The sequence below is a fragment of the Variovorax sp. TLI9-5A genome (assembly GCF_056867935.1).
Window position 1 is genome coordinate 3,744,558 of record NZ_CP200310.1, and the last position, 19,845, is coordinate 3,764,402.

At 68.4% G+C, this 19,845-nt stretch carries 18 protein-coding genes; 11 read left to right on the forward strand and 7 right to left on the reverse strand.

Features of this window, described 5'->3' with window-relative positions:
• The first annotated feature begins 2 nt into the window (after positions 1-2).
• Positions 3-1,487 carry a mannose-1-phosphate guanylyltransferase/mannose-6-phosphate isomerase gene (locus AC1VNX_RS17615; protein WP_483157876.1) on the forward strand — a complete coding sequence of 495 codons (1,485 nt, stop codon included), beginning with the start codon at positions 3-5 and terminating at the stop codon, positions 1,485-1,487.
• On the opposite strand, the gene AC1VNX_RS17620 is transcribed toward AC1VNX_RS17615, so the two are convergent.
• On the reverse strand, positions 1,465-2,067 hold the full coding sequence (locus AC1VNX_RS17620) for a DJ-1/PfpI family protein (protein ID WP_483157878.1): 603 nt from the start codon (positions 2,065-2,067) through the stop codon (positions 1,465-1,467). The genes AC1VNX_RS17615 and AC1VNX_RS17620 overlap by 23 nt on opposite strands.
• Before the next feature lie 92 nt (positions 2,068-2,159).
• Here AC1VNX_RS17620 and AC1VNX_RS17625 point away from each other — a divergent pair, with 92 nt between their 5' ends.
• Positions 2,160-3,494: an aminotransferase-like domain-containing protein gene (locus tag AC1VNX_RS17625; protein ID WP_483157880.1), complete on the forward strand. Its 1,335-nt coding sequence runs from the start codon at positions 2,160-2,162 to the stop codon at positions 3,492-3,494.
• 139 nt (positions 3,495-3,633) lie between these two features.
• Here AC1VNX_RS17625 and AC1VNX_RS17630 read toward each other — a convergent pair whose 3' ends face one another.
• The 5 genes from AC1VNX_RS17630 to AC1VNX_RS17650 all read right to left on the reverse strand — a co-directional run bounded on the left by AC1VNX_RS17630 (position 3,634) and on the right by AC1VNX_RS17650 (position 7,966).
• Complete coding sequence (locus AC1VNX_RS17630; protein ID WP_483157882.1) at positions 3,634-4,338, reverse strand: SDR family oxidoreductase; 705 nt, start codon at positions 4,336-4,338, stop codon at positions 3,634-3,636.
• 43 nt (positions 4,339-4,381) lie between these two features.
• Positions 4,382-5,383: an NADP-dependent oxidoreductase gene (locus AC1VNX_RS17635; protein WP_483157884.1), complete on the reverse strand. Its 1,002-nt coding sequence runs from the start codon at positions 5,381-5,383 to the stop codon at positions 4,382-4,384.
• Between the two features lie 97 nt (positions 5,384-5,480).
• Positions 5,481-6,086 carry a TetR/AcrR family transcriptional regulator gene (locus AC1VNX_RS17640; protein WP_483157886.1) on the reverse strand — a complete coding sequence of 202 codons (606 nt, stop codon included), beginning with the start codon at positions 6,084-6,086 and terminating at the stop codon, positions 5,481-5,483.
• 76 nt (positions 6,087-6,162) lie between these two features.
• A complete protein-coding gene (locus tag AC1VNX_RS17645) occupies positions 6,163-7,299 on the reverse strand; it encodes a DSD1 family PLP-dependent enzyme (RefSeq protein ID WP_483157888.1) in 1,137 nt (378 codons plus the stop codon).
• A 22-nt stretch (positions 7,300-7,321) separates the two neighbouring features.
• A complete protein-coding gene (locus AC1VNX_RS17650; RefSeq protein WP_483157890.1) occupies positions 7,322-7,966 on the reverse strand; it encodes an HAD family hydrolase in 645 nt (214 codons plus the stop codon).
• Positions 7,967-8,038: 72 nt separating this feature from the next.
• Between AC1VNX_RS17650 and AC1VNX_RS17655 the strand changes: the two genes are divergently transcribed.
• The 6 genes from AC1VNX_RS17655 (at position 8,039) to AC1VNX_RS17680 (ending at position 13,438) form a co-directional block, all read left to right on the forward strand.
• Positions 8,039-8,974 (forward strand): LysR family transcriptional regulator, encoded by a 936-nt coding sequence (locus AC1VNX_RS17655; protein ID WP_483157892.1) that lies wholly within the window; start codon positions 8,039-8,041, stop codon positions 8,972-8,974.
• Positions 8,975-9,073: 99 nt separating this feature from the next.
• Complete coding sequence (locus AC1VNX_RS17660; RefSeq protein WP_483157894.1) at positions 9,074-10,090, forward strand: ABC transporter substrate-binding protein; 1,017 nt, start codon at positions 9,074-9,076, stop codon at positions 10,088-10,090.
• On the forward strand, positions 10,087-11,151 hold the full coding sequence (locus AC1VNX_RS17665) for an ABC transporter permease (RefSeq protein ID WP_483157896.1): 1,065 nt from the start codon (positions 10,087-10,089) through the stop codon (positions 11,149-11,151). The genes AC1VNX_RS17660 and AC1VNX_RS17665 overlap by 4 nt, the downstream gene beginning before the upstream one ends.
• Positions 11,145-11,960, forward strand: a complete 816-nt coding sequence (locus AC1VNX_RS17670; protein WP_483157898.1) for an ABC transporter ATP-binding protein — start codon at positions 11,145-11,147, stop codon at positions 11,958-11,960. Before AC1VNX_RS17665 ends, AC1VNX_RS17670 begins: the two co-directional genes overlap by 7 nt.
• 9 nt (positions 11,961-11,969) lie before the next feature.
• Positions 11,970-13,145, forward strand: coding sequence for a c-type cytochrome (locus AC1VNX_RS17675; RefSeq protein WP_483157900.1), 1,176 nt, complete (start codon positions 11,970-11,972; stop codon positions 13,143-13,145).
• 86 nt (positions 13,146-13,231) lie between these two features.
• Entirely contained in the window at positions 13,232-13,438 is a 207-nt protein-coding gene (locus AC1VNX_RS17680; protein ID WP_432731829.1) for a dodecin, read from the forward strand.
• A 28-nt stretch (positions 13,439-13,466) separates the two neighbouring features.
• Here the strand turns inward: AC1VNX_RS17680 and AC1VNX_RS17685 are convergent, their stop codons facing one another.
• Positions 13,467-13,961 (reverse strand): arsenate-mycothiol transferase ArsC, encoded by a 495-nt coding sequence (locus AC1VNX_RS17685; RefSeq protein ID WP_483157902.1) that lies wholly within the window; start codon positions 13,959-13,961, stop codon positions 13,467-13,469.
• A 102-nt stretch (positions 13,962-14,063) separates the two neighbouring features.
• Between AC1VNX_RS17685 and AC1VNX_RS17690 the strand changes: the two genes are divergently transcribed.
• From AC1VNX_RS17690 to AC1VNX_RS17700, 3 genes are read left to right on the forward strand one after another with little or no spacing between them, the layout of a single operon-like run.
• A complete protein-coding gene (locus tag AC1VNX_RS17690; protein WP_483157904.1) occupies positions 14,064-16,772 on the forward strand; it encodes a bifunctional acetate--CoA ligase family protein/GNAT family N-acetyltransferase in 2,709 nt (902 codons plus the stop codon).
• Positions 16,773-16,825: 53 nt separating this feature from the next.
• On the forward strand, positions 16,826-17,860 hold the full coding sequence (locus AC1VNX_RS17695) for an Lnb N-terminal periplasmic domain-containing protein (RefSeq protein ID WP_483157906.1): 1,035 nt from the start codon (positions 16,826-16,828) through the stop codon (positions 17,858-17,860).
• Positions 17,857-19,845 (forward strand): esterase/lipase family protein, encoded by a 1,989-nt coding sequence (locus AC1VNX_RS17700; RefSeq protein WP_483157908.1) that lies wholly within the window; start codon positions 17,857-17,859, stop codon positions 19,843-19,845. Before AC1VNX_RS17695 ends, AC1VNX_RS17700 begins: the two co-directional genes overlap by 4 nt.

Sequence of the window (19,845 nt, forward strand, 5' to 3'; positions counted from 1 at the left end):
TCATGAAAACCGCTCTTTCCACCCATCCCATCCATCCCGTGGTCCTGTGCGGCGGCAGCGGCACGCGGCTGTGGCCGCTGTCGCGCAAGGCCCTGCCCAAGCAGTTCGCGCCGCTGGTCGGCGGAAAGAGCCTGCTGCAGCTCACGCTGGAGCGGCTGGCGCTGCTGAACGCGGACATCACCTGCGTCGCCTCGGAAGACCACCGATTCCTGGTGAAGGAGACGGTGGAGAACGCCGGCGCCACGGGCCGGCAGATCCTGGAGCCGGTGGCACGCAACACCGCGGCAGCGATGGCATCGGCCGCGCTGATGGCCGAGCCGGACGATCTGCTTCTGTTCGCGCCCTCCGATCACCACATCCCCGACAGCGCCCTGTTCGAGCGCACCGTGCGCACCGGCATCGATGCCGCGCTGGCCGGAAAGATCGTCACCTTCGGCGTGGTGCCCAGCTTCCCGAGCACGGCCTATGGCTACATCGAGGCCGGCGAACCGTTGGCCGACGGGCACAGCCAGGCCGTTGTCCGCTTCGTCGAGAAGCCGACGGCGGCGGTGGCGGAAATGCTGATCCTGCAGGGGGGCTACAGCTGGAACGCCGGCATCTTCCTCGTGCAGGCACGCACGCTGATCGCCGCGCTGCGCGAGCATGCGGCCGACATCCTGCAGGCCTGCGAGAGTGCCACCGCCAACGCGACGCGCGACGGCAGCTTCCTGCGGCTGGACCGCGCCGCCTTCGAGCAATGCCGCGCCGACAGCATCGACTACGCCGTGCTCGAGAAGCACAGGCAGATCGCGGTCGTGAAGTTCGGGGGGTTGTGGAGCGACGTCGGCAGCTGGAACGCGGTCGCCAACCTGCACCCGGCGGACGACGCCGGCAACCGGCTCAGCGGCAAGGCCAGCGCGCTGAACTCGCGCAACACCTTCGTGCATGCGCCGCACCGGCCGGTGGTCGCGCTGGGCACGCAAGACCTCATCATCGTGGACACGCCCGACGCCGTGCTGGTGGCCGGCATGGGCTGCGCCGAACAGGTGGCGGACGTGGTGCGCAAGCTCTCGCTGGAAGGCTGCGCCGAGGCCACCGAGCACCGCCGCGTGGTGCGGCCATGGGGCGCCTACGACAGCATCGACCTGGGCGAGCGCTTCCAGGTCAAGCGCCTGACGGTGAAGCCCGGCGCCCGGCTGTCGCTGCAGATGCACCACCACCGCTCCGAGCACTGGGTGGTGGTGAAGGGCACGGCGCGAGCGACCTGCGACGGCGAGGTCAGGCTGGTGCACGAGAACGAGTCGATCTACCTGCCCTCGGGCGCCATCCACCGGCTGGAGAACCCCGGCAAGACGGTGCTCGAGGTGATAGAGGTGCAGACCGGCGGCTACCTGGGCGAGGACGACATCGTGCGCTTCGACGACACCTACGGGCGCTGCGCGGCGCAGTCGGCAACGGCAGCGACAGCGACAGCGGCAACGGACCTCATCGCGGCAGATACGGCGTGATGTTCTTCAGCGCGTTGGCCACGTAGGCCTCTTTTTCGCCCACCGGCGCCACGTAGTGCAGCGCCGCCTCGGCGGCCTCGATGCCCTCGGTGCGCGCGATGACCCAGCCGGCCAGATACGGCGAGGCGAAGCAGCCGCCCGCGGTGGCGACGTTGCCGCGCGCGAAGAAGGGCTGGTTCAGCACCTCCACGCCGGCTTCCTGCACCCAGGGCTTGGTCGTCAGGTCGGTGCAGGCCGGAACGCCCTCGACGAGGCCGAGCCTGGCCAGGACGAGCGTGCCGGAGCATTGCGCCGCGATCAGCTGCCGTGCCGGGTCGAGCGACAGGCGCCCCATCAGCTCCGGGCTGGCAACCACCTCCCGCGTCTTCACCCCGCTGCCGACGACCACCGCGTCGGCCGAGCGAGCGTCTTCCAGCAGCGACTGCGCGCGAATTGCCACGCCGTTCATCGACGTGACCTCCGGTGTGGGGCAGCAGATGCTCACGCGCCAGTCCGGCTTCTTGATGCGGTTGAGCACGCCCAGCGCGATGAGCGAGTCGAGTTCGTTGAAGCCGTCGAAGGTGAGGATGGCGATGTGCATGGCGTTGCGCTCGTGGGGAGATGGGACAAGGCCCATCGTAGGAGAGACGATCAATACAATCAAAAAATTGTCATGGATACATCGAGCCGACGATGGCAGAAGCCCGCTACAAGCAACTGGTCGACGAACTCGCCGCCGAGATCCGCGTCGGCAGCCTGCCACCCGGCACCCGCCTGCCCACGCACCGGAAGCTGGCCGAGCGCCACGGGCTGGCGCTGGTCACCGCGTCGCGCGTCTACGCAGAGCTGGAGGCCATGGGCCTCGTCAGCGGCGAGGTCGGCCGCGGCACCTTCGTGCGCGAAGCATCGTTGCGCGTGGGCCCCGGCGCCGAGCAGCGCGCCCTCCCGGCGGACCTGGTCGACCTGAACTTCAACTACCCCGCGCTGCCCGGTCAGGCCGAGCTGCTGCGCGGCGCGCTGCGCCAGCTCGCGGCCGGCGGCGAACTCGATGCGATGCTGCGCTACGCACCCCACGGCGGACGGATGCACGAGCGCGCATGCTTCGCCCGACACCTCGCGTCGCGGGGGCTGGACGTAGAGCCATCGAACGTGCTGATCGTCGACGGCGCGCAGCACGGACTGGCCGTGACCGCAATGGCACTGCTGCAACCCGGAGACGTGGTCGCGGTGGACGCCCTCACCTACCCCGGCTTCAAGGTGCTGGCCGAGGCGCACAGGCTGGAACTCGCGCCCCTGCCCGCCTCCGGCCAGGGCCCCGACCTCGACGCGCTGGAGCGCCTGTGCGCGCGGCGCCGGGTAAGGGCGATCTACGTGATGCCGACCATGCACAACCCGCTGGGCTGGGTGATGAGCGCGAGCCGGCGCAAGCGCCTCGTGGCCGTCGCGCGGCGGCATGGGCTGCTCGTCATCGAGGACGCGGCCTATGCCTTTCTGGCCGGCGATCCGCCGCCACCGCTGGCCGCGCTCGCGCCGGAGACGACGGTGTATATCTCGGGCCTCTCGAAGAACGTCGCGACCGGCCTGCGCGTGGGATTCATCGCCGCGCCCGATGCATGGGTGCCGAAGCTGGAACGCGCGATCCGGGCAACGACGTGGTGTACACCGGGCGTGACCACCGCTATCGCATGCACGTGGCTGGAGGACGGCACGGTCGGGCGGCTCGAAGCCAAAAAACGGCAGGACGCAGCGGCGCGCCAGGCCATCGTCGGCGAAGTGCTGGACGGGTTGCGGTGCGTACGGCATCCGTCGTCGTACTTCGCGTGGCTGCCATTGCAGGAGGAGACTCGCGCTGATCTGGTCGCTGCGGCGCTGATGCGTGAAGGGGTTTCAGTGTCCACGGCAGAGCCTTTCGCCACTTCGAAGCATGTACCGCATGCGCTGCGGCTGGCGCTTGGTTCGGTCGGGCTGGATGGTTTGCGCAGCGCGTTGCAGACGGTGCGGCGGGTGGTTGGCGAACATTCGTTCTGAGCCGTCAGTTCCCCCGGTTGACGATCAGGCCGGCCGTGCGCGCTGGTCGTAGTATTCGGCCATCAGGGCATCGGGTGTGTTGGCATTTCTGGACGAGGCTGGTTGGCGAACGGATGGTTCGGCTGTCGGGCAGTCCGGGTCAGGACAACTGCGGCAGGTAGCCCGGCCTGGCAGCCGTCATTGCGCTCTTGACCTGCAGGGTGAGGTCGTCGGCCAGCACCTCGTCGAGGCCCGCTTCGAGTCCGTCGAGTGCGCGCCGGACGATCTCCTCGGGACTGGACTTCGGCACCTCGAACCCGCGCGTCAGGTCGGTATCTACATAGGCCATGTGCAGCCCAAGCACCTGCGTCTTCTGCGCCAGCAGTTCGCTGCGCAGGGCGTTGGTGAGCGACCAGGCGGCAGACTTGCTGGCCGAATAGGCCGCGAGTTCTCCGCCGTTCACCCACGAGGCGACCGACAGCACGTTGAGCAATGCGCCGCCGCCGTTCGCCTTCAGGATCGGCGCGAAAGCCTTGCTCATGCGCAGCACGGCGAAGAAGTTGGTCTCGAAGATGCGTCGAGCGACCTCTTCGCTGTCCGGTGCGAGAAAGCCTCCTGGCTGGGCAATACCGGCGTTGTTGATCACGAGCGTGACGTCCGACGCCAGCGCGGCCGCGGCCGCCACGTCTTCCGGCTTGTTGACGTCGAGCTGCAGCGGCTCGACGCCGGCTTGCGTGACGGTGACAGGGTTGCGCGCACCGGCGTAGACCTTGCGGGCTCCGCGGGCGAGCAGCTCGCGTGCGAAAGCCAGGCCTATGCCGCGATTGGCCCCCGTGACGAGGGCGACAGCGTTTTCGATCTTCATATGGAGCTCCAGAAAAGAACAGTCTGTTGGTTGGGATCCGGATTCACTTGACCTTGATGACGACCTTGCCCTTCGCGCGGCCCGCCTCGACATAGGCCAGGGCCTCGTTGGTGGCTTCGAATGGAAAGACCCGGTCGATCACGGGACGGATCGCTTCGGCCTCGACGAGCCGCGTGATCTCGCGCAGTTGGCTTCCATTCGCCTTCATGAAGAGGAACGAATAGCCGATGCCTCGGCCGCGCGCCTTTTGCCTGACGCCTGCGCTCAGCAGCCGCATGACCAGTCTCACGAAACCGGGAGCCGCGATTTCCTTGCCGAACTCCGGGTCCGGCGGCCCGGAAATGGAGATGAGCTTGCCGCCGCGCTTGAGCACGCGAAGAGACTTGTCGAGGGTCTTGCCGTCCTGGCTGTTGAGCACCACGTCGTAGTCGTGCAGGAGCTCCTCGAAGTCCTGCGATTTGTAGTCGATGACCACATCCGCGCCGAGGCTCTTCACCAGTGCGACGTTGGCTGTGCTCGTCGTCGTGGCGACGGTTGCACCCAGGCGCTTTGCCAGCTGGATGGCGAAGGTGCCGACGCCGCCGGAGCCTGCCTGAATGAAGACCTTCTGTCCCTTCTTCAGCTTCGCCTTCTCGACCAGGGCCTGCCACGCCGTCAGCCCCACGAGGGGAAGGGAAGCCGCCTCGACCATCGAGACCCCCTTGGGCTTGAGCGCAAGCGATGCTTCCTTGACCGCGACGAATTCGGCGAAGGTGCCGATCCGGAAATCGTCCGGCCGCGCGTAGACCTCGTCACCCGGCCTGAATTGCTGCACGCGCCGCCCTACCCTGACGACGACACCGGCCACGTCGTGACCCAGGACCAGAGGCAAGCGGTAAGGCAAGATGAGCTTGAATTCCCCGTCCCTGATCTTGGTGTCCAGCAGGTTCACGCCGGCGGCATGGACCTCGACCAGTACCTCGTCGTCGCGCAGTTCCGGCTCCGGCATTTCCGTCGACTTCAGCTCGCGCTTCTTTCCGTAGCGCTCCAGCACAAATGCTTTCATGACTGTTCCTTTCCTCCGCTGGTGGATCTCTTATTTGGCATGATGATCGTCATATGTAAAGGCAAAAAAAAGCAGCATCCAACCCTTTTTGAAGGACTCAGCTGCCGGAAGAGGTCAGGTGCCTGAGCGCGGCCTCGCGCAAGCCGTCCGACAGCGCCGGGTCATCGACAGCGCGCGCCAGCAGCAAGGCCCCCACCATCGTCGAGATCGTCACGAGCGCCCGCTCATGGGCGCCGGGTTGTCCCCAATCGGGCAACTGCCGGGCGACGAGATCGATCATTTCCTTGACGTGCCGGGTAGCCACCCGCCGCACTTCGGAAACCTGGCGCGAGGTTTCAGAGCCCAGCGCGGCCAGAGGGCATCCTATGTCGACGCCTTCGAGATGCTCCTTGGAGAGGTAAACGCCCAGCATGGATTCGAGCGTCTTTTCCGGCGGGGTGTTGGCCACGACCTCGGCCGCGGCGGCAGCGGATTCCGCGCAGGCTCTTCCCGCCGCTTCGGCCAGCATGGCCTCCCGCGACGCGAAATGGGCATAGAAAGCGCCATGCGTCAGGCCGGCCTCTTTCATGATGTCCGCGACGCCCGTGCCGTCGTAGCCGCTGCGACGGATCGCACGCGCGGCCACGGACACGATGCGCTCGTGGGTGGCATCCTTGGCTGCAGCTCTTGCACCGGCTTTCATTTTTCGCATGACACTCATCATACAAACATTCCGGATTACGCGCATCGCCACACCCGGGAGAAGGTCAATCACCGGGCTGCGACCTGCTCGGCCGGGTTCACCAGCCGTGGAACCGCCCCCAGGTCTGCAGCGAACCGTCTTCCCACAGCGCGTGGTACTCCGGAAACTGCGCCCCGGTCGCACACGCATGATTCGGCAGGATTCGCAGCCGTGTCCCGATGGGAAAGCGCGCCTCGATATCCATGTCCGGCTCGCCCTCCCGCGAAAGAATGCCGTGCTCCTGGTTCGCTCCACCGAGCACATAGCCATGGAGCACCTGGCCCTGCGCGTCGCAGACCTGTCCGTACCCGAAGTCCCGCTTCTGCTTCTGCGTACCCCGGTCGCGGCTCATCGCCATCCAGCCTGCGTCGACGATGGCCCAGCCCTTGTCGGCCTGGTGGCCGATCACGGTGGTGAGCACGCTCAGGGCGATATCAGCCTCGGTGCACACGCCAACGTTGCACATCACGAGATCGAAGAACACGTACACGCCGGCTCGCACTTCGGTCACGCCGTCGAGCGCATCCGCAGCCAACGCCGTGGGTGTCGAGCCCACGCTGACCACCGGGCACGGCAGGCCAGCCTCACGCAACCGCTGCGCCGCGCGCACGCAGCCTGAGCGCTCCTGCTCGGCCATCGCCTTCAGCGCCTCTGGCGTATCGAGTTCGTAGCTGGAGCCCGCATGGGTCATCACACCGCCCAGACGCATGCCGCCCTGATGAAGCACGCGGCCCACTTCGATCAGCGCGTCTTCCTCTGGCTTGATGCCGCTGCGATGGCCATCGGTATCGACTTCGATCAGCACATCGAACGCCTCGCCATTCTCGCGGCCGAACTCGGCGATCGTCTTGGCCGAAGCCACGCTGTCGGTCAGGATGCCCAGCGCGCAGCCGCGCCGGCGCAGCTCCAGCGCATGCGGCAGCCGGTGCGGAGCCATTCCGACGGCGTAGAGGATGTCGGTGAAGCCTTCCGCAAAGAACTGCTCGGCTTCCTTCAGCGTGGAGACGGTGATGCCCTGCGCACCCGCCTCGCGTTGCGCCTTCGCGACTTCGATGCACTTGCTGGTCTTCAAATGCGGGCGGAAGCGCACGCCCAGCTCGTTCATGTGCTGCTGCATGCGTTCGATGTTGCGCTGCATGCGCGTGCGCTCGATGAGGGCGGCAGGCGTGTCGATGGCGGCGAGGGTGTCGTTCATGGATGGGTCTTCTTTCATTCACTTATTTGCCGAAGGATCGGAGCCACGGCAGCGCGGCATCGAGCGTCGGGGCCTGCAGTTCGGGCGACGGCGCTCCTTGCGGCAGTGCAAGGCCGACGCGGTTGTGCCAGTAGGTGCGCAGGCCCACCGCCGAGGTGCCGAACATGTCGTAGCCCGAGCCGGCGACGAAGGCGGCCTCTTCCGCCTTCACGACCAGCCGGTCGAGCGCGATGCGGTACGGGCGCGCATCGGGCTTGTAGAAGCCGGCCTCCTCGGATGTGACAACCACGTCCCAGTCGATGCCCAGCCGCGCCGCCGCGCGATGGCCCAGCCGCTTGGAGCAGTTGGTGACCACGGCGAGGCGGCAGTGCGGCTTCAGCGCCAGCAGAAGCTCGCGCGCGCCGTCCCATGCGGGCAGCGTGTCCCATTGCGCTTCGAGCGCGTCGGGGGCGGAGTCGGCCATGCCGGTGTTGCGGGCGGCCTCCTTCACGAGCTGTTCGTAGGGCACGTAGGCGCCGCAGCCGTAGGTGAGCCGAAGGTACTCGGCGCGCCAAGCACGGCCTTTTTCTTCGGAGCCGGCGGCGGCGTTCCAGATGGTCCAGGAGTCGAGCAGCGCGGTGAGCAGGTCGAAGAGCACTGCGCGCGGATAGGCGTTGGAGGGGTTCATGGCCTGCGACTGTACGTTTCGAGGCCATGCTTGTGCTTCAATGCTGAGTCATCAATCGTTAAGCACAAGTTAATGACGACGATCCAGATCGAGGACATGCAGCTCGCCGCCGCCCTGCTGCGCGAGCCGTCGCTGAGCGCGGCGGCGCGGGCGCTGGACGTCACGCCGCCGGCCCTCTCGATGCGGCTGCGCAAGCTGGAAGCCGCGCTGGGCCTGTCGCTGGCCACCCGCACCGCGCGCAAGCTGAGCCTCACGCCCGAGGGCGAGCGCTTCGCGCGCGAGGCGGCCGTGCTGCTCGGGCAGATCGAGGGGCTGCGCGAATCGATGCAGCGCGACGACCAGCGCCTCACCGGCACGCTGCGCATCGCCGCGCCATTCGGCTACGGCCGCCAATACATCGCGCCGATGCTCGCCCGCTTCGCCAGGCTGCACCCGGGGCTGGGCGTGCAGCTGGACCTGCGCGAAACCCCGTGGCCCGACCGGCACGACGCCGACGCGGTGATCCACATCGGCACGGTGCGCGATTCGTCGTGGGTGGCCCGCACGCTGAGCGCCAACGAGCGCTGGCTGTGCGCCAGCCCCGGCTACCTGCGCCAGCGCGGCCTGCCCCGCGCGCCGCGCGACATTTCGGCGCACGACTGCATCTGCATCCGCGAGAACGACGAGGACGTGACGCTGTGGCATCTGCGCCCCGCCGGCCGAAAGGCGCAGGCGGCCAAGGGCAAGCGCGAGACGCTGCGCATCTCTCCCGCTTACGTCACCAACGACGGCGGCGTGGCCCGCCAGTGGGCCGAACAGGGGCTGGGACTGGTTCTGCGCTCCGAATGGGACGCGGCCGATGCCGTGGCGCGCGGCACGCTGGTGCGCGTGCTGGCCGACTGGCAGTTCGACAGCGCGCCAGTCACGCTGCTGGTGCCCACGCGCAAGGGGCGCACGGCGCGGGTGCAGGCGGTCTTCGAGTTCCTCGCCGAGAGCTTCGGTACGGGCGAAGGCAAGAAGGACAGATAAGCCGCTGCGCGCATATCCATAGCCGCATTCCTTCGTTGGCGGCGCCGGCATGGCGCGCCAACACTCGCAGCTTCCTGTTTTCCGGAGGAGAAGCCTGCGATGACCTTTGCTCTCGATCACTTGCCGCCATCGCGCCGCAGCGTGCTGCAGGCCGGCGCGGCCGCGGCCGTGGTGGGCTCCAGCGGCCTTTTCGCCACCGTGGCGAGTTCGCAGCCGCGCAAGCTCACCTTTGCATGGAGCCAGGCCGGCTTCTGCCTCGCGCCGGTGCCTGTGGCGCTGGAGCGCGGCTTCTTCGAGAAGAACGGGCTCGACGTCGAGTTGCTCAACTGGGCCGGCTCCTCCGACCAGATGCTGGAAGCCTTGGCCACCGGCAAGGCCGATCTGGGCGTGGGCCTGATCCACCGCTGGGTGAAACCGCTCGAGGCGGGCTTCGACGTGAAAGTGGTGGGCAGCGTGCACGGCGGCTGCCTGCGGCTGGTGGGCGCCAAGGCCTCGGGCGTCACGACCGAGCTGGCGAGCCTGAAGGGCAAGACCATCGGCGTGTCGGACCAGAACAGCCCCGCCCGGCAGTTCTACGCCATCCACCTCGCCAAGAAGGGCATCGACATCGAGAAGGACGTCGACTGGCGCGTCTACCCGGCGGACCTGCTCGACGTGGCTGTGAACAAAGGCGAGATCCAGGCGATCGCCGATGGCGACCCGAACGTGTTCCTCATCGAGAAGCGCAACCCGGGCGTCTTCACCGAAATCGCCAACAGCGCCAAGGGCGAATACGCCGAGCGGCTGTGCTGCATCGTCGGCGCGCGCGGCGAACTGGCGCGCAACGACAAGCCGCGCGCCGCGGCCGTGGTGCGCGCACTGGCGCAGGCCTCCGACTACGTTTCGGAAAACCCGAACGAGGCCGCGCGCATCTACTCGAAGTACGCGCCAAAGGTGCCGCTGGAAGACCTGCAGAAGCTGCTGGCCGAGCTCACCTACAGGCATCACCCGGCCGGCAAGGCGCTGCGCAACGAGGTCGAGGCCTTCGCCACCGATTTCCGCAACGCCGGCATCCTGAAGAAGAGCACGGACGTGGTCCGCTTCGCCAACCACGTGTCGCTGGACGTTCTCGCATGAGCACCGCTGAACAGATCCTCGACGCGCCGCTTGGGCTGCAAGGCGGTGCACCGCGCTCGATCAAGGCGCAATCACAGGCGGAGCCGCAACGCCCTGCCGCCCCCACCGGCATCTGGCCCGCAGGCCTGCTCGCCGCCGTCGCATGGACGGGGCTGGGCCTGCTCACGCTGCTGTGGCCCAACAAGGAAGCCGGCTTCAGCGACTGGGCCTTCACGCAGGAGTTCGGCATCGCGACGCTGGTGGTCGCCGTGCTGCTGCTGGCGATCGCGCTGCTGGGCGGGCGCACCGGGCGGGTTATCCGCACGCTGCGGCCTGCCGGGCAATGGCTGGTGGCGCTTGCCGTGGGTCTCGCGCTGTGGGAGGTGTCCACCGCCAAGCTCGGCGTGCTGCCCTCGCCCTTCTTCGCGCCGCCGCAGAGCCTGATCGACGTGGTGCACGAAGACTGGCGACGGCTGGGCCTGTCGACCGCGCATTCGCTGCGACTGCTGGCCAACGGCTTCGTGCTGGGGGCGCTGGTGGGCTTCGGCACCGGCGTGGCTGTCGGCTGGTCGCGCATCGCGGGGTACTGGGTGCATCCGCTGCTGCGCTTCCTCGGGCCGGTGCCCGCATCGGCGCTGCTGCCGCTGGCCTTCTTCTTCGCGCCTTCGAGCTATTCGGCGGCCGTGTTCCTCGTGGGCCTGGCCACTTTCTTCCCGGTAGCGGTGCTCACCTGGTCGGGCGTGGCCTCGGTGCACAAGAGTTATTACGACGTGGCGCGCACGCTGGGCGCATCGGAGCGCTTCCTGGTGCTTCGCGTCGCGATTCCGGCTGCCCTGCCGCAGGTGTTCGTGGGCCTCTTCATGGGCCTGGGCGCCTCGTTCTCCGTGCTCATCACCGCGGAGATGATGGGCGTGAAGGCCGGGCTGGGCTGGTATCTGCAATGGGCCCAGGGCTGGGCCGCCTACGCGAACATGTACGCGGCGCTGCTGGTGATGGCGGCGCTGTGCTCGGGCCTCATCACGCTGCTGTTCAAGGTTCGCGACCGCGTGCTGTCGTGGCAGAAAGGAACCGTGAAATGGTGACCGAGACGACCCCGAACGCGGTGCTTCCGCCCGCTCCCGCACCGACCACGGGCACCGGTGCCCATATTGACATACGCGGCGTCAGCCACTGGTTCGAAGTGTCCGGCGGCGTGCTGCAGGTGCTCGACGGCATCGACCTGCAGGTGCGCCCCGGCGAGTTCGTCGCGCTGCTGGGGCCCAGCGGCTGCGGCAAGTCGACGCTGCTGCGGCTGGTGGCCGGGCTGGAGCCCGCGACCACCGGCGCCATCACGCAGAACGGCGAGCCCATCTCGCGGCCCGATCCGTCGCGCATCGTCGTCTTCCAGGACCCGACGCTCTACCCCTGGCGCAGCGTGTGGGACAACGTGGCGCTGGGCCTGCAGGCGCGCGGCGTGCTGAAAGAGCAGCGCGCCCGTGTCGACGAAGCGCTCAAGCTCGTGGGGCTGACAGAGTTCGCGAAGGCCTTTCCGCACCATCTTTCCGGCGGCATGGCGCAGCGCGTGGCGCTGGCGCGCGCGCTGGTCAACGATCCGCAGCTGCTGGTGCTCGACGAGCCGCTGGGCAAGCTCGATTCGCTCACGCGCATCGCGATGCAGAGCGAGCTGGTCAACCTCTGGCAGCGGGCAGGCTTCTCGGCGCTGCTGGTGACGCACGACGTGGAAGAGGCGCTTTTCCTCGCCAACCGCGTGATCGTGCTGAGCGACCGGCCCGCGCGCATCGCGGCGGAACTGGTGGTCGACCTGCCCTACCCGCGCCATCGCGGCGATCCGAAGCTGGCCGAACTGCGGCACGAGGCGCTCAGGCATCTGGGACTCGACGCGACGTGGTGAGCTGAGGAGATGAGTGGTCCGCCCGAGGCCGGCTGGCTCAACCTGCTGATCGGCCTGCTGCAGGGCGCGCAGCTCTGGCTTCTTCGCCTGCTTGATGCGCTGGGGCTGTCCGGGCAATCGCACGGGCAGCCGGCATGGCCGTGGGCGCATCGGCTCTCGGGCGAGAACCTGCTGATCGACCTCGGACAGGCGCGGCGGCTCGGCCTCACGCTGGCGGTGCTGGCCGTGGCGCTGCTGGTCTTGCTGCTTGCCCTGCTCTGGCGCCGGCGCCGCATATGGCTCGCCGCCGGGGCTGCGCTGCTGGCGGCATTGGCGCCATGGCCAGAAGCCAACGTGGTGCTCGTGCCCGCGTATCCGACCAGCTTCCACGCATCGCCCACCGGCTTCACCGCCGACAGCATCGAGCGCGGCCGCACGCTGTACGCGGCACAGTGCGCAGCCTGCCACGGCACCGATGGCCGGGGCCATGGGCCGCTGGCTTCAGTGCAGGCCGTGTGGCCGCCCGACCTGGGTGGTCCGCTGCTGTGGCGGCGCGCCGATGGCGACGTGCTGTGGCACGTGATGAACGGCATGCGCGACCGCCAGGGCACCAGGACCATGCCCGGCTTCGGCACCGCGCTGAGCGATGCGGACGCGTGGGCGCTGATCGACTTCATGAAGGCCCAGGGTGCCGGCGAGAGCCTGCGCGCGGCCGGGTTGTGGACCCAGCCCATCGCGCCGCCCGACGTTACGGTTCAATGCGGGAACAAGCCGCCACGCAGCCTTTCGAGTTGGCGCGGCCAGCGCCTGCGCATCATCGCGTCGGACTTCGGCTCCGGCACATCGCCGCCTTCCGACGATCCGCGCCTCGTCACCGTGCTGCTCGCACCACAGGCGACAGAAGCTGCGCCGCAGTCCGGCGACTGCATCGCCACATCTCCCGCCGCATGGGCAGCCTTCTCGCTCGTCGGCGCGACAACGAAACTGGCGGGCACGCAGTTCATCGTCGACCGCGACGGCTGGCTGCGTGCACGCGGCGAACCCGGCAAGAGCGCCTGGAGCGACGACGATCTTCTTTGCCGCACCGAGCAGCAGCCCTCCGCGAAGCCCGGAGAACGCCCGCTGCCACCCGACGGCCTGGGCGCCCTCATCGCGCGCATGGACGCCGAACCGGTGCGCTTCGTCAAGGGCGGGTACGTCCACTGACACCTGTGTCCGCAACGGGACTACGATGTTTTTCGGGCCTCTTGCCAACAATCGACCCAGCCCATCAACCCAGAAGGAGACAGCCCATGTCCAGCCACGTCTACAAAACGCTAGAACTCACCGGCTCCTCGCCAACCGGCATCGAGGACGCGGTGCAGACCGCCATCGCCAAGGCGCACGAGACGGTGCGCAACATCCAGTGGTTCAACGTCACCGAGACGCGCGGGCACGTGGTCGACGGGAAGGTGGCGCACTGGCAGGTGACGTTGAAGATCGGGTTCACGCTGGAGTGAGCCCGCCGGTCCGGGTCGACCGGGGCTGCTAGCGCATGTACCCCAGGTCCCGCACATCCGACCGCACGGCCGACCGGTCCGCCCCCTGCATCGGCAGGCTCACCAGCAGCTCCAGCCGGCGGCGCAGCGAGAACAGCATGTGGACCGCGTCGTGTGCGATCCTGTCGGGGTCTCGGCCATCGAGCACGTCGGGGTAGGCCCACAGCGCCGCGTCGGGCTGGCCGGGCCATGAGGGCTGGCGCGGCTCGGTGGATTCGTCGAGCGTGATGACGAAATCCGCGACGTGGGCATTCGCGCGCGCAAGCTCGTCCCAGCCGCGCGGCTGCCGGTCTGGCAAGGGGATGCTCGCGCTCTTTAGCGCGGCGATGGCGGCAGGATGGAATTCGCGGGCGACCTGCCCGGGTTGACCGCAGGAAGAGGCCGAGAACCGCTTCGGGTCCAGGTGCGTGAGGCACGCTTCGGCCAGGATGCTGCGCAATGAATTTCGTCGCGAGACGAATATCACGCCGATACGTTTTTGCATGGAAACCTGACTATAGCCGCGCGTTCTTAACCCGTCCTGACCATTTGCCGACCAGTGCCGCCATGCTGCACAGCAGCGTCCGAACGGTGCAGACTCGGGGGCATGGACAAGCATTTCCTGACACCGCTTTTCGCGCCCGCCTCCATCGTCGCCTTCGTCGGCAATGCCGACGGCCCGGGCGGGCAAACGCCGGCCGGCCACACGCTGCGCGAGGCCTTCCGCGCCCAGCGCTTCGGCGGCACGCTGCGCTTTCTCGACGTGCGCACCAAGGGCACGCTCGAAGAGCTGGCGCAGACCCATGCCGACCTCGCGCTGATCGCGCTTGCGCCGGGCGACGTGGCGGCCGCGCTGGAGATCGCGGGGCGCATCGGCTGCAAGGCGGCGGTGGTTCTTTCGAGCGGCATCGGCGCCGAGCAGGCCTCGCAGTGGCGCAAGATCGCGCGCCGCGAGGGCGTGCACCTGCTGGGGCCGAACTCGCTGGGCTTCCAGCGTCCGCTGCTGCATCTCAATGCCAGCGTCGCCGGCCCGCTGGCCGCCAGCGGGCCGCTCGCGCTGGTGGCGCAGTCGGGCGCGCTCACGGCCTCGATGCTCGACTGGGCACGGCAGAACGGGGTGGGCTTTTCCAGCGTGGTGTCGCTGGGCCCGCACACCTCGGTCGACATTCCGCAGGTGCTCGACTTCCTGGCCAACGACCAGGCCACGCACAGCATCATCGTGTACCTCGAAGGCATTGCCGACGCGCGCCGCTTCATGAGCGCGCTGCGCTCGGCCTCGCATGCCAAGCCGGTGGTGGTGCTCAAGGCCGGGCGCAAGCCGGCGGGCAACGAGGCCGCACAGACGCACAGTGCGGCCATCGTGGGTAGCGATGACGTGTTCGACGCCGCGCTGCGCCGCGCCGGCGCGGTGCGCGTGCGCTCCTTCGTCGAGCTGTTCTCGGCCGCCAAGTGCCTGGCCTCGCGCTACCGCCCTGTCGGCAAGCGCCTGGCCGTGGTCACCAACGGCGGCGGGCCCGGCGTGCTGGCGGCCGACTGGATCAACGAGATCGGGCTGGACCTCGGCAAGCTCTCCGCTCCCGCGCAGAAGCTGCTGCAGCCCGCCCTGCCCCCGCTCGCCTCGCTGGCCGACCTGATCGACCTCTCGGAAGAAGCGCAGCCCGCGCACTACCGCGCCGCCATCGACGCGGCTTCGGCCGACAGCCAGGTCGACGGCGTGCTCGCCATCTTCTCGCCGAAGGCCGGCATCGACGCTGCCGCCACCGCAAAGGCGCTGGCCGACATTCCGCGGCCGATGAACAAGCCGCTGCTGGCCTGCTGGATGGGCGACTCGTCGGTGGGCAAGGCGCGCTCAGTGCTGGCCGATGCGACCATTCCGAGCTTTCGCACGCCCGAGGCGGCCGTGGGCGCGTTCGGCAACATCGCGGCCTTCTACCAGAACCAGCAGCTGCTGCAGCAGACGCCGCCGCCTCTGTCGGCGCTGGCCAAGCCCGACATCGAGGGCGCGCGGCTGCTCATCGAGAGCGTGCTGGCCGAGCGCCGCCATGTGCTCACGGAAATGGAGTCGAAGTCGCTGCTGTCGTCCTTCCACATTCCGATCACGCGCACGCTGCTGGCGCGCAGCCCCAGCGAGGCGATGATGATCGCGACGCAGCTGGGTTTTCCGGTGGCGCTGAAGATCGACTCGCCCGACATCCCGCACAAGTCCGACGTGGAAGGCGTGGCGCTCAACGTGCTCAACGGCACCGGCGCGCGCGACACCTACATCGAGATGATGGAGCGCGTGGCCCGCCTCGCGCCCGAAGCGCGCATCAACGGCGTGACGGTGCAGAAGATGGTGCGTGCGCGGCGCGGTCGCGAGATCTACGTGGGCATGGTCACCGACGAGCCCTTCGGCCCCGTCATCGTGTTCGGCGCGGGCGGCACCATGATCGAGCTGCTGAACGACCGCGCAATGGAGCTGCCGCCGCTCAACCAGTTTCTTGCGCACCGGCTCATCGAGCGCTCGCGCGTGGCCGAGACGCTGGGCGAATGGCGCGGCGCCCATGCGGTGGACATGGAAGCGCTCGAAGACCTGCTGCTGCGCGTCTCGGAAATGGTGTGCGAGCTGCCCGAGCTGCGCGAGATGGACATCAACCCCATCATCGTGGACGAGAACGGCGCCATCTCGGTCGATGCGCGCATCGTGGTCGGCAGCAGTTCGCAGGCGGTGGCGGCCCACGTGGGCAACGCGGTCAACGGCTACCAGCACCTGGCGATCATGCCGTACCCCGCGCGCTACCGGCGCGAATGGCCGCTGGCCGGCACGGGCGGCGGCACCTACATCGTGCGGCCCGTCCACCCCAACGACGCGCAGATGCTGCAGGCGCTGGTGCAGGGCCTGTCGCCCGAAAGCCGCTGGTTCCGCTTCGTCTCGCGCTTCCACGAGCTGCCGCCGACGATGCTCTCGCGCTTCACCCTGATCGACTACGACCGCGAAATGGCGCTGGTGGCGGTGATCCTGGAGCGCAGCGTGTCGCCCGAAGGCACCGTGCTCGAGAGCGAGCGCATCGTGGGCGTGTCGCGCTACGTGACCAACCCCGACCAGACCAGCTGCGAGTTCTCGCTGGTGGTGGCCGACGAGTTCAGCGGCAAGGGCATTGGCTCGCGGCTGATGGAAAGCATCATCGACGTGGCTCGCGACAAGGGCCTCGCCGAGATGGACGGGCTGGTGCTGGCCAACAACCCCGACATGCTGAAGCTGGTGCGCCGGCTGGGCTTCACGGTGAAGCCCTTTCCGGAGGACCCGGACTTCAAGCTCGTGACCTACCTGCTGTAGCCACAGGTGGCCGTCGTAAGCTCGGCGGTTCCGCTTTTCTGGTTTTGCCTTTCATGATCCGAACGCTCCTGCGTCTCATCGGCCGCATCCTGCTGTCGCTCACCGTGCTTTCGACTTCGCTGTGGGCCTGCCTCGCGCTCTGGTACCAGTTCCCCGGACCGGCCGCCGTGAAGATCGGCGCGGGCGTGCTGTGGGCCGCCTTCGGCCTCGCGGCCATCGCGCTGACGTGGCGCAGACGCGCGGCGCGCGCCCTGCTCTCCTATGCGGTCGGCTTCGCGCTGCTGCTGGGCTGGTGGAGCACCATCCTGCCGTCGCAGAACCGCGTGTGGGCGGACGATGTTTCGCGCCAGCTGCACTCGCACATCGACGGCAGCGTGGTCACGCTGGACAACGTGCGCAACTTCGAATGGCGCAGCGACACCGACTACACCCAGCGCTGGGAAACGCGGCAGTACGACCTCGAGCGCCTGCGCACGGTCGACGTGTCGCTTTCCTACTGGACCGGCCCGGCCATCGCGCACACGCTGGTGTCCTTCGGCTTCGACGACGGCCGGTTCGTCACCTTCTCCATCGAGATCCGCAAGGAGCGCGGCGAGGCCTTTTCGTCCATCGGCGGCTTCTTCAGGCAGTTCGAGAACAGCCTGATCGCGGCCGACGAGCACGACATCCTGCGCGTGCGGACCAACGTGCGTGGCGAGGACGTCTACATGTACCGCGTGCGCCTGCCGCAGCCCGAGATGCGATCGCTCTTCCTCGCCTACCTCGGCGAAGGCGCCGCGCTGGTGCGCGAGCCCAGCTTCTACAACACGCTCACCGCCAACTGCACCACCATCGTGTACGCGCTGGCCAAGCGCATCGTGCCCGGCCTGCCGATGGACTGGCGTCTGCTGGCCTCTGGCTACCTGCCCGACTATCTCTTCGACGTGGGCGGCCTCACGCCCGGCTACAGCATGGAAGCCCTGCGCGCGGCGGGCCGCATCACGGACCGTGCCATCGCGACGGACAAGACACAGGGCACCGATTTCTCCCGGGCGATCCGCCAGGGCCTGCCCGGCGTCGCGCCAGCCGGCACCGGAGCAACGCAATGAAGCGCGCGCGTCGCCTGCTCGCTGGGTTGCCCGCGCTCGCCTGCGCCGCCGCGCTGCTGGCCGGCTGCGCGGGCGTGACGGTAGGCTCGATCTCGCCGTCCGACTACCTCGCGCAGCGCCGAGGCGACGTGCTCACCACCGGCCGCCTCAGCACCTCCGCGCAGGAAGTGCTGCGCGTGATCGGCTCCGACGCCGACCTGTGCCGCAAGGACGGACAGGCCTGCCGCAACGCGCTGGCCGACTCCTCGGGCCTGAGCGACGAGCAGCGTCTCTCGGCGCTCTCCGAGGTCTGGCTGCAGGTGGCGCTCGCGGCGGAGAAAGGCGGCGGCGCCACCGATGCCGCCGCCATCGAAGCCTGGTTCGAGACCGCGCGCCATGCGTATGCCTACCTGTTCTTCACCGCCCGCAAGCCGCGCGACCGCGCCTTCGAAGACCGGCAGACGCAGGTGCGCGACTACTACAACTACGCAGTGCAGCAGGCCATCACCGGGCTCTACCAGGACATCCAGCGCAAGAGCTCGCGAGGCGACGCGCAGACCGAAATGCCGAAGGTGGGCGACTGGCGCATAGAGACCGACGTGTCGGGCCTGCGCCTGCCTTCCGACACGCCGCTTCCCGATGAGCTGATTCCCGCCGCCTCGCTGACCTTCTCCGGCCTGCGCAACACCTACCGGCGCGACGGTTTCGGCGCTGAACTGGTGGCGGCGAGCAACAAGCGAACGGACGACGAGGCGCCAAGACAGAACGTCGATCCTGCGCAGAAGCAGAAGCAGAAGCAGAAGCAGAAGCAGAAGCAGAAGCAGAAGCAGAAGCCCCGTCCGCCCTACCGCGAGATGCCCTTCCCCGCCGTCACCGCGCTGCTGCTCTTCGACGGCGCCAGCCTCGGCGAGGTGCTCGGCACGCGCACGCTGCGCATCGCCGCCTACGACCCGTACCGCACCGCCAACGTGCAGCTCGCAGGGCAGGAAGTGCCACTGGCCGCCAACTTCACCTCCGGCTACGGCCTGTGGCTCGCGCGCTCCGACTTCGCGCTGCAGGCGCTGCGCAGCCTCTTCGGCGGCCGCGAGGGGCTCACGCAGCCGCGCATCTACCTGATGCAGCCCTACGACCCGAACCGCCGCACGGTCATCATGCTGCACGGCCTGGCGAGCAGCCCCGAGGCGTGGATCAACGTGGCCAACGAGGTGCTGGGCGACGAGACGCTGCGCCGCCGCTACCAGATCTGGCAGGTCTACTACCCCACCAACGCGCCGCTGCCGATCAACAACTTCGCGATCCGCGAAGCCGTCACGCAGACGCTCGCGCACTTCGACCCGACGGGCAAGGCGGTCGCTTCGAACAACATCACGCTGATCGGCCACAGCATGGGCGGCGTGCTGTCGCGCCTCATGGTGTCGTCGTCGGAAGACAAGCTCTGGGACGCGCTGCTCGCCAGCTACCCGATGCAGGGCGCGCAGCAGCAACGCATGGAGGAAAAGCTCGCGCCCTACCTGCGCTTCGAGCCGCTGCCGCAGGTGAGCGACGCGATCTTCATCGCCTCGCCGCATCGCGGCACCGACTTCGCCAACAACCGCATCTCGCGCTGGGTGGCCAACCTCATCACGCTGCCGGTGGCGATGCTCGGGCAGTTGGGCGACATCTCGCGCGAGCTGATCCGCATCGCGCCCGCGCGGCAGGACCAGGGCACGCTGCGCATTCCCAACAGCATCGACAACCTCAGCGACCGCGATCCCTTCGTGCGGCTGTCGTCGGGCCTGCCGATGAATCCGCGCGTGCGCTTCCACTCGATCATCGGCAACGACACGCCCGGCGTGACGCAGGCGCTGTCGAGCGACGGCATCGTGCCCTACGCCAGCGCGCACCTGGACGGCGCGGCCTCGGAACTGGTGATTCCTTCGGCGCACAGCGTGCAGGAGAACCCGCTGGCGATCCTTGAGATACGGCGCATCCTCAGGGAGCAGTTGCGTCCCGAGGCCGCGCGCTAG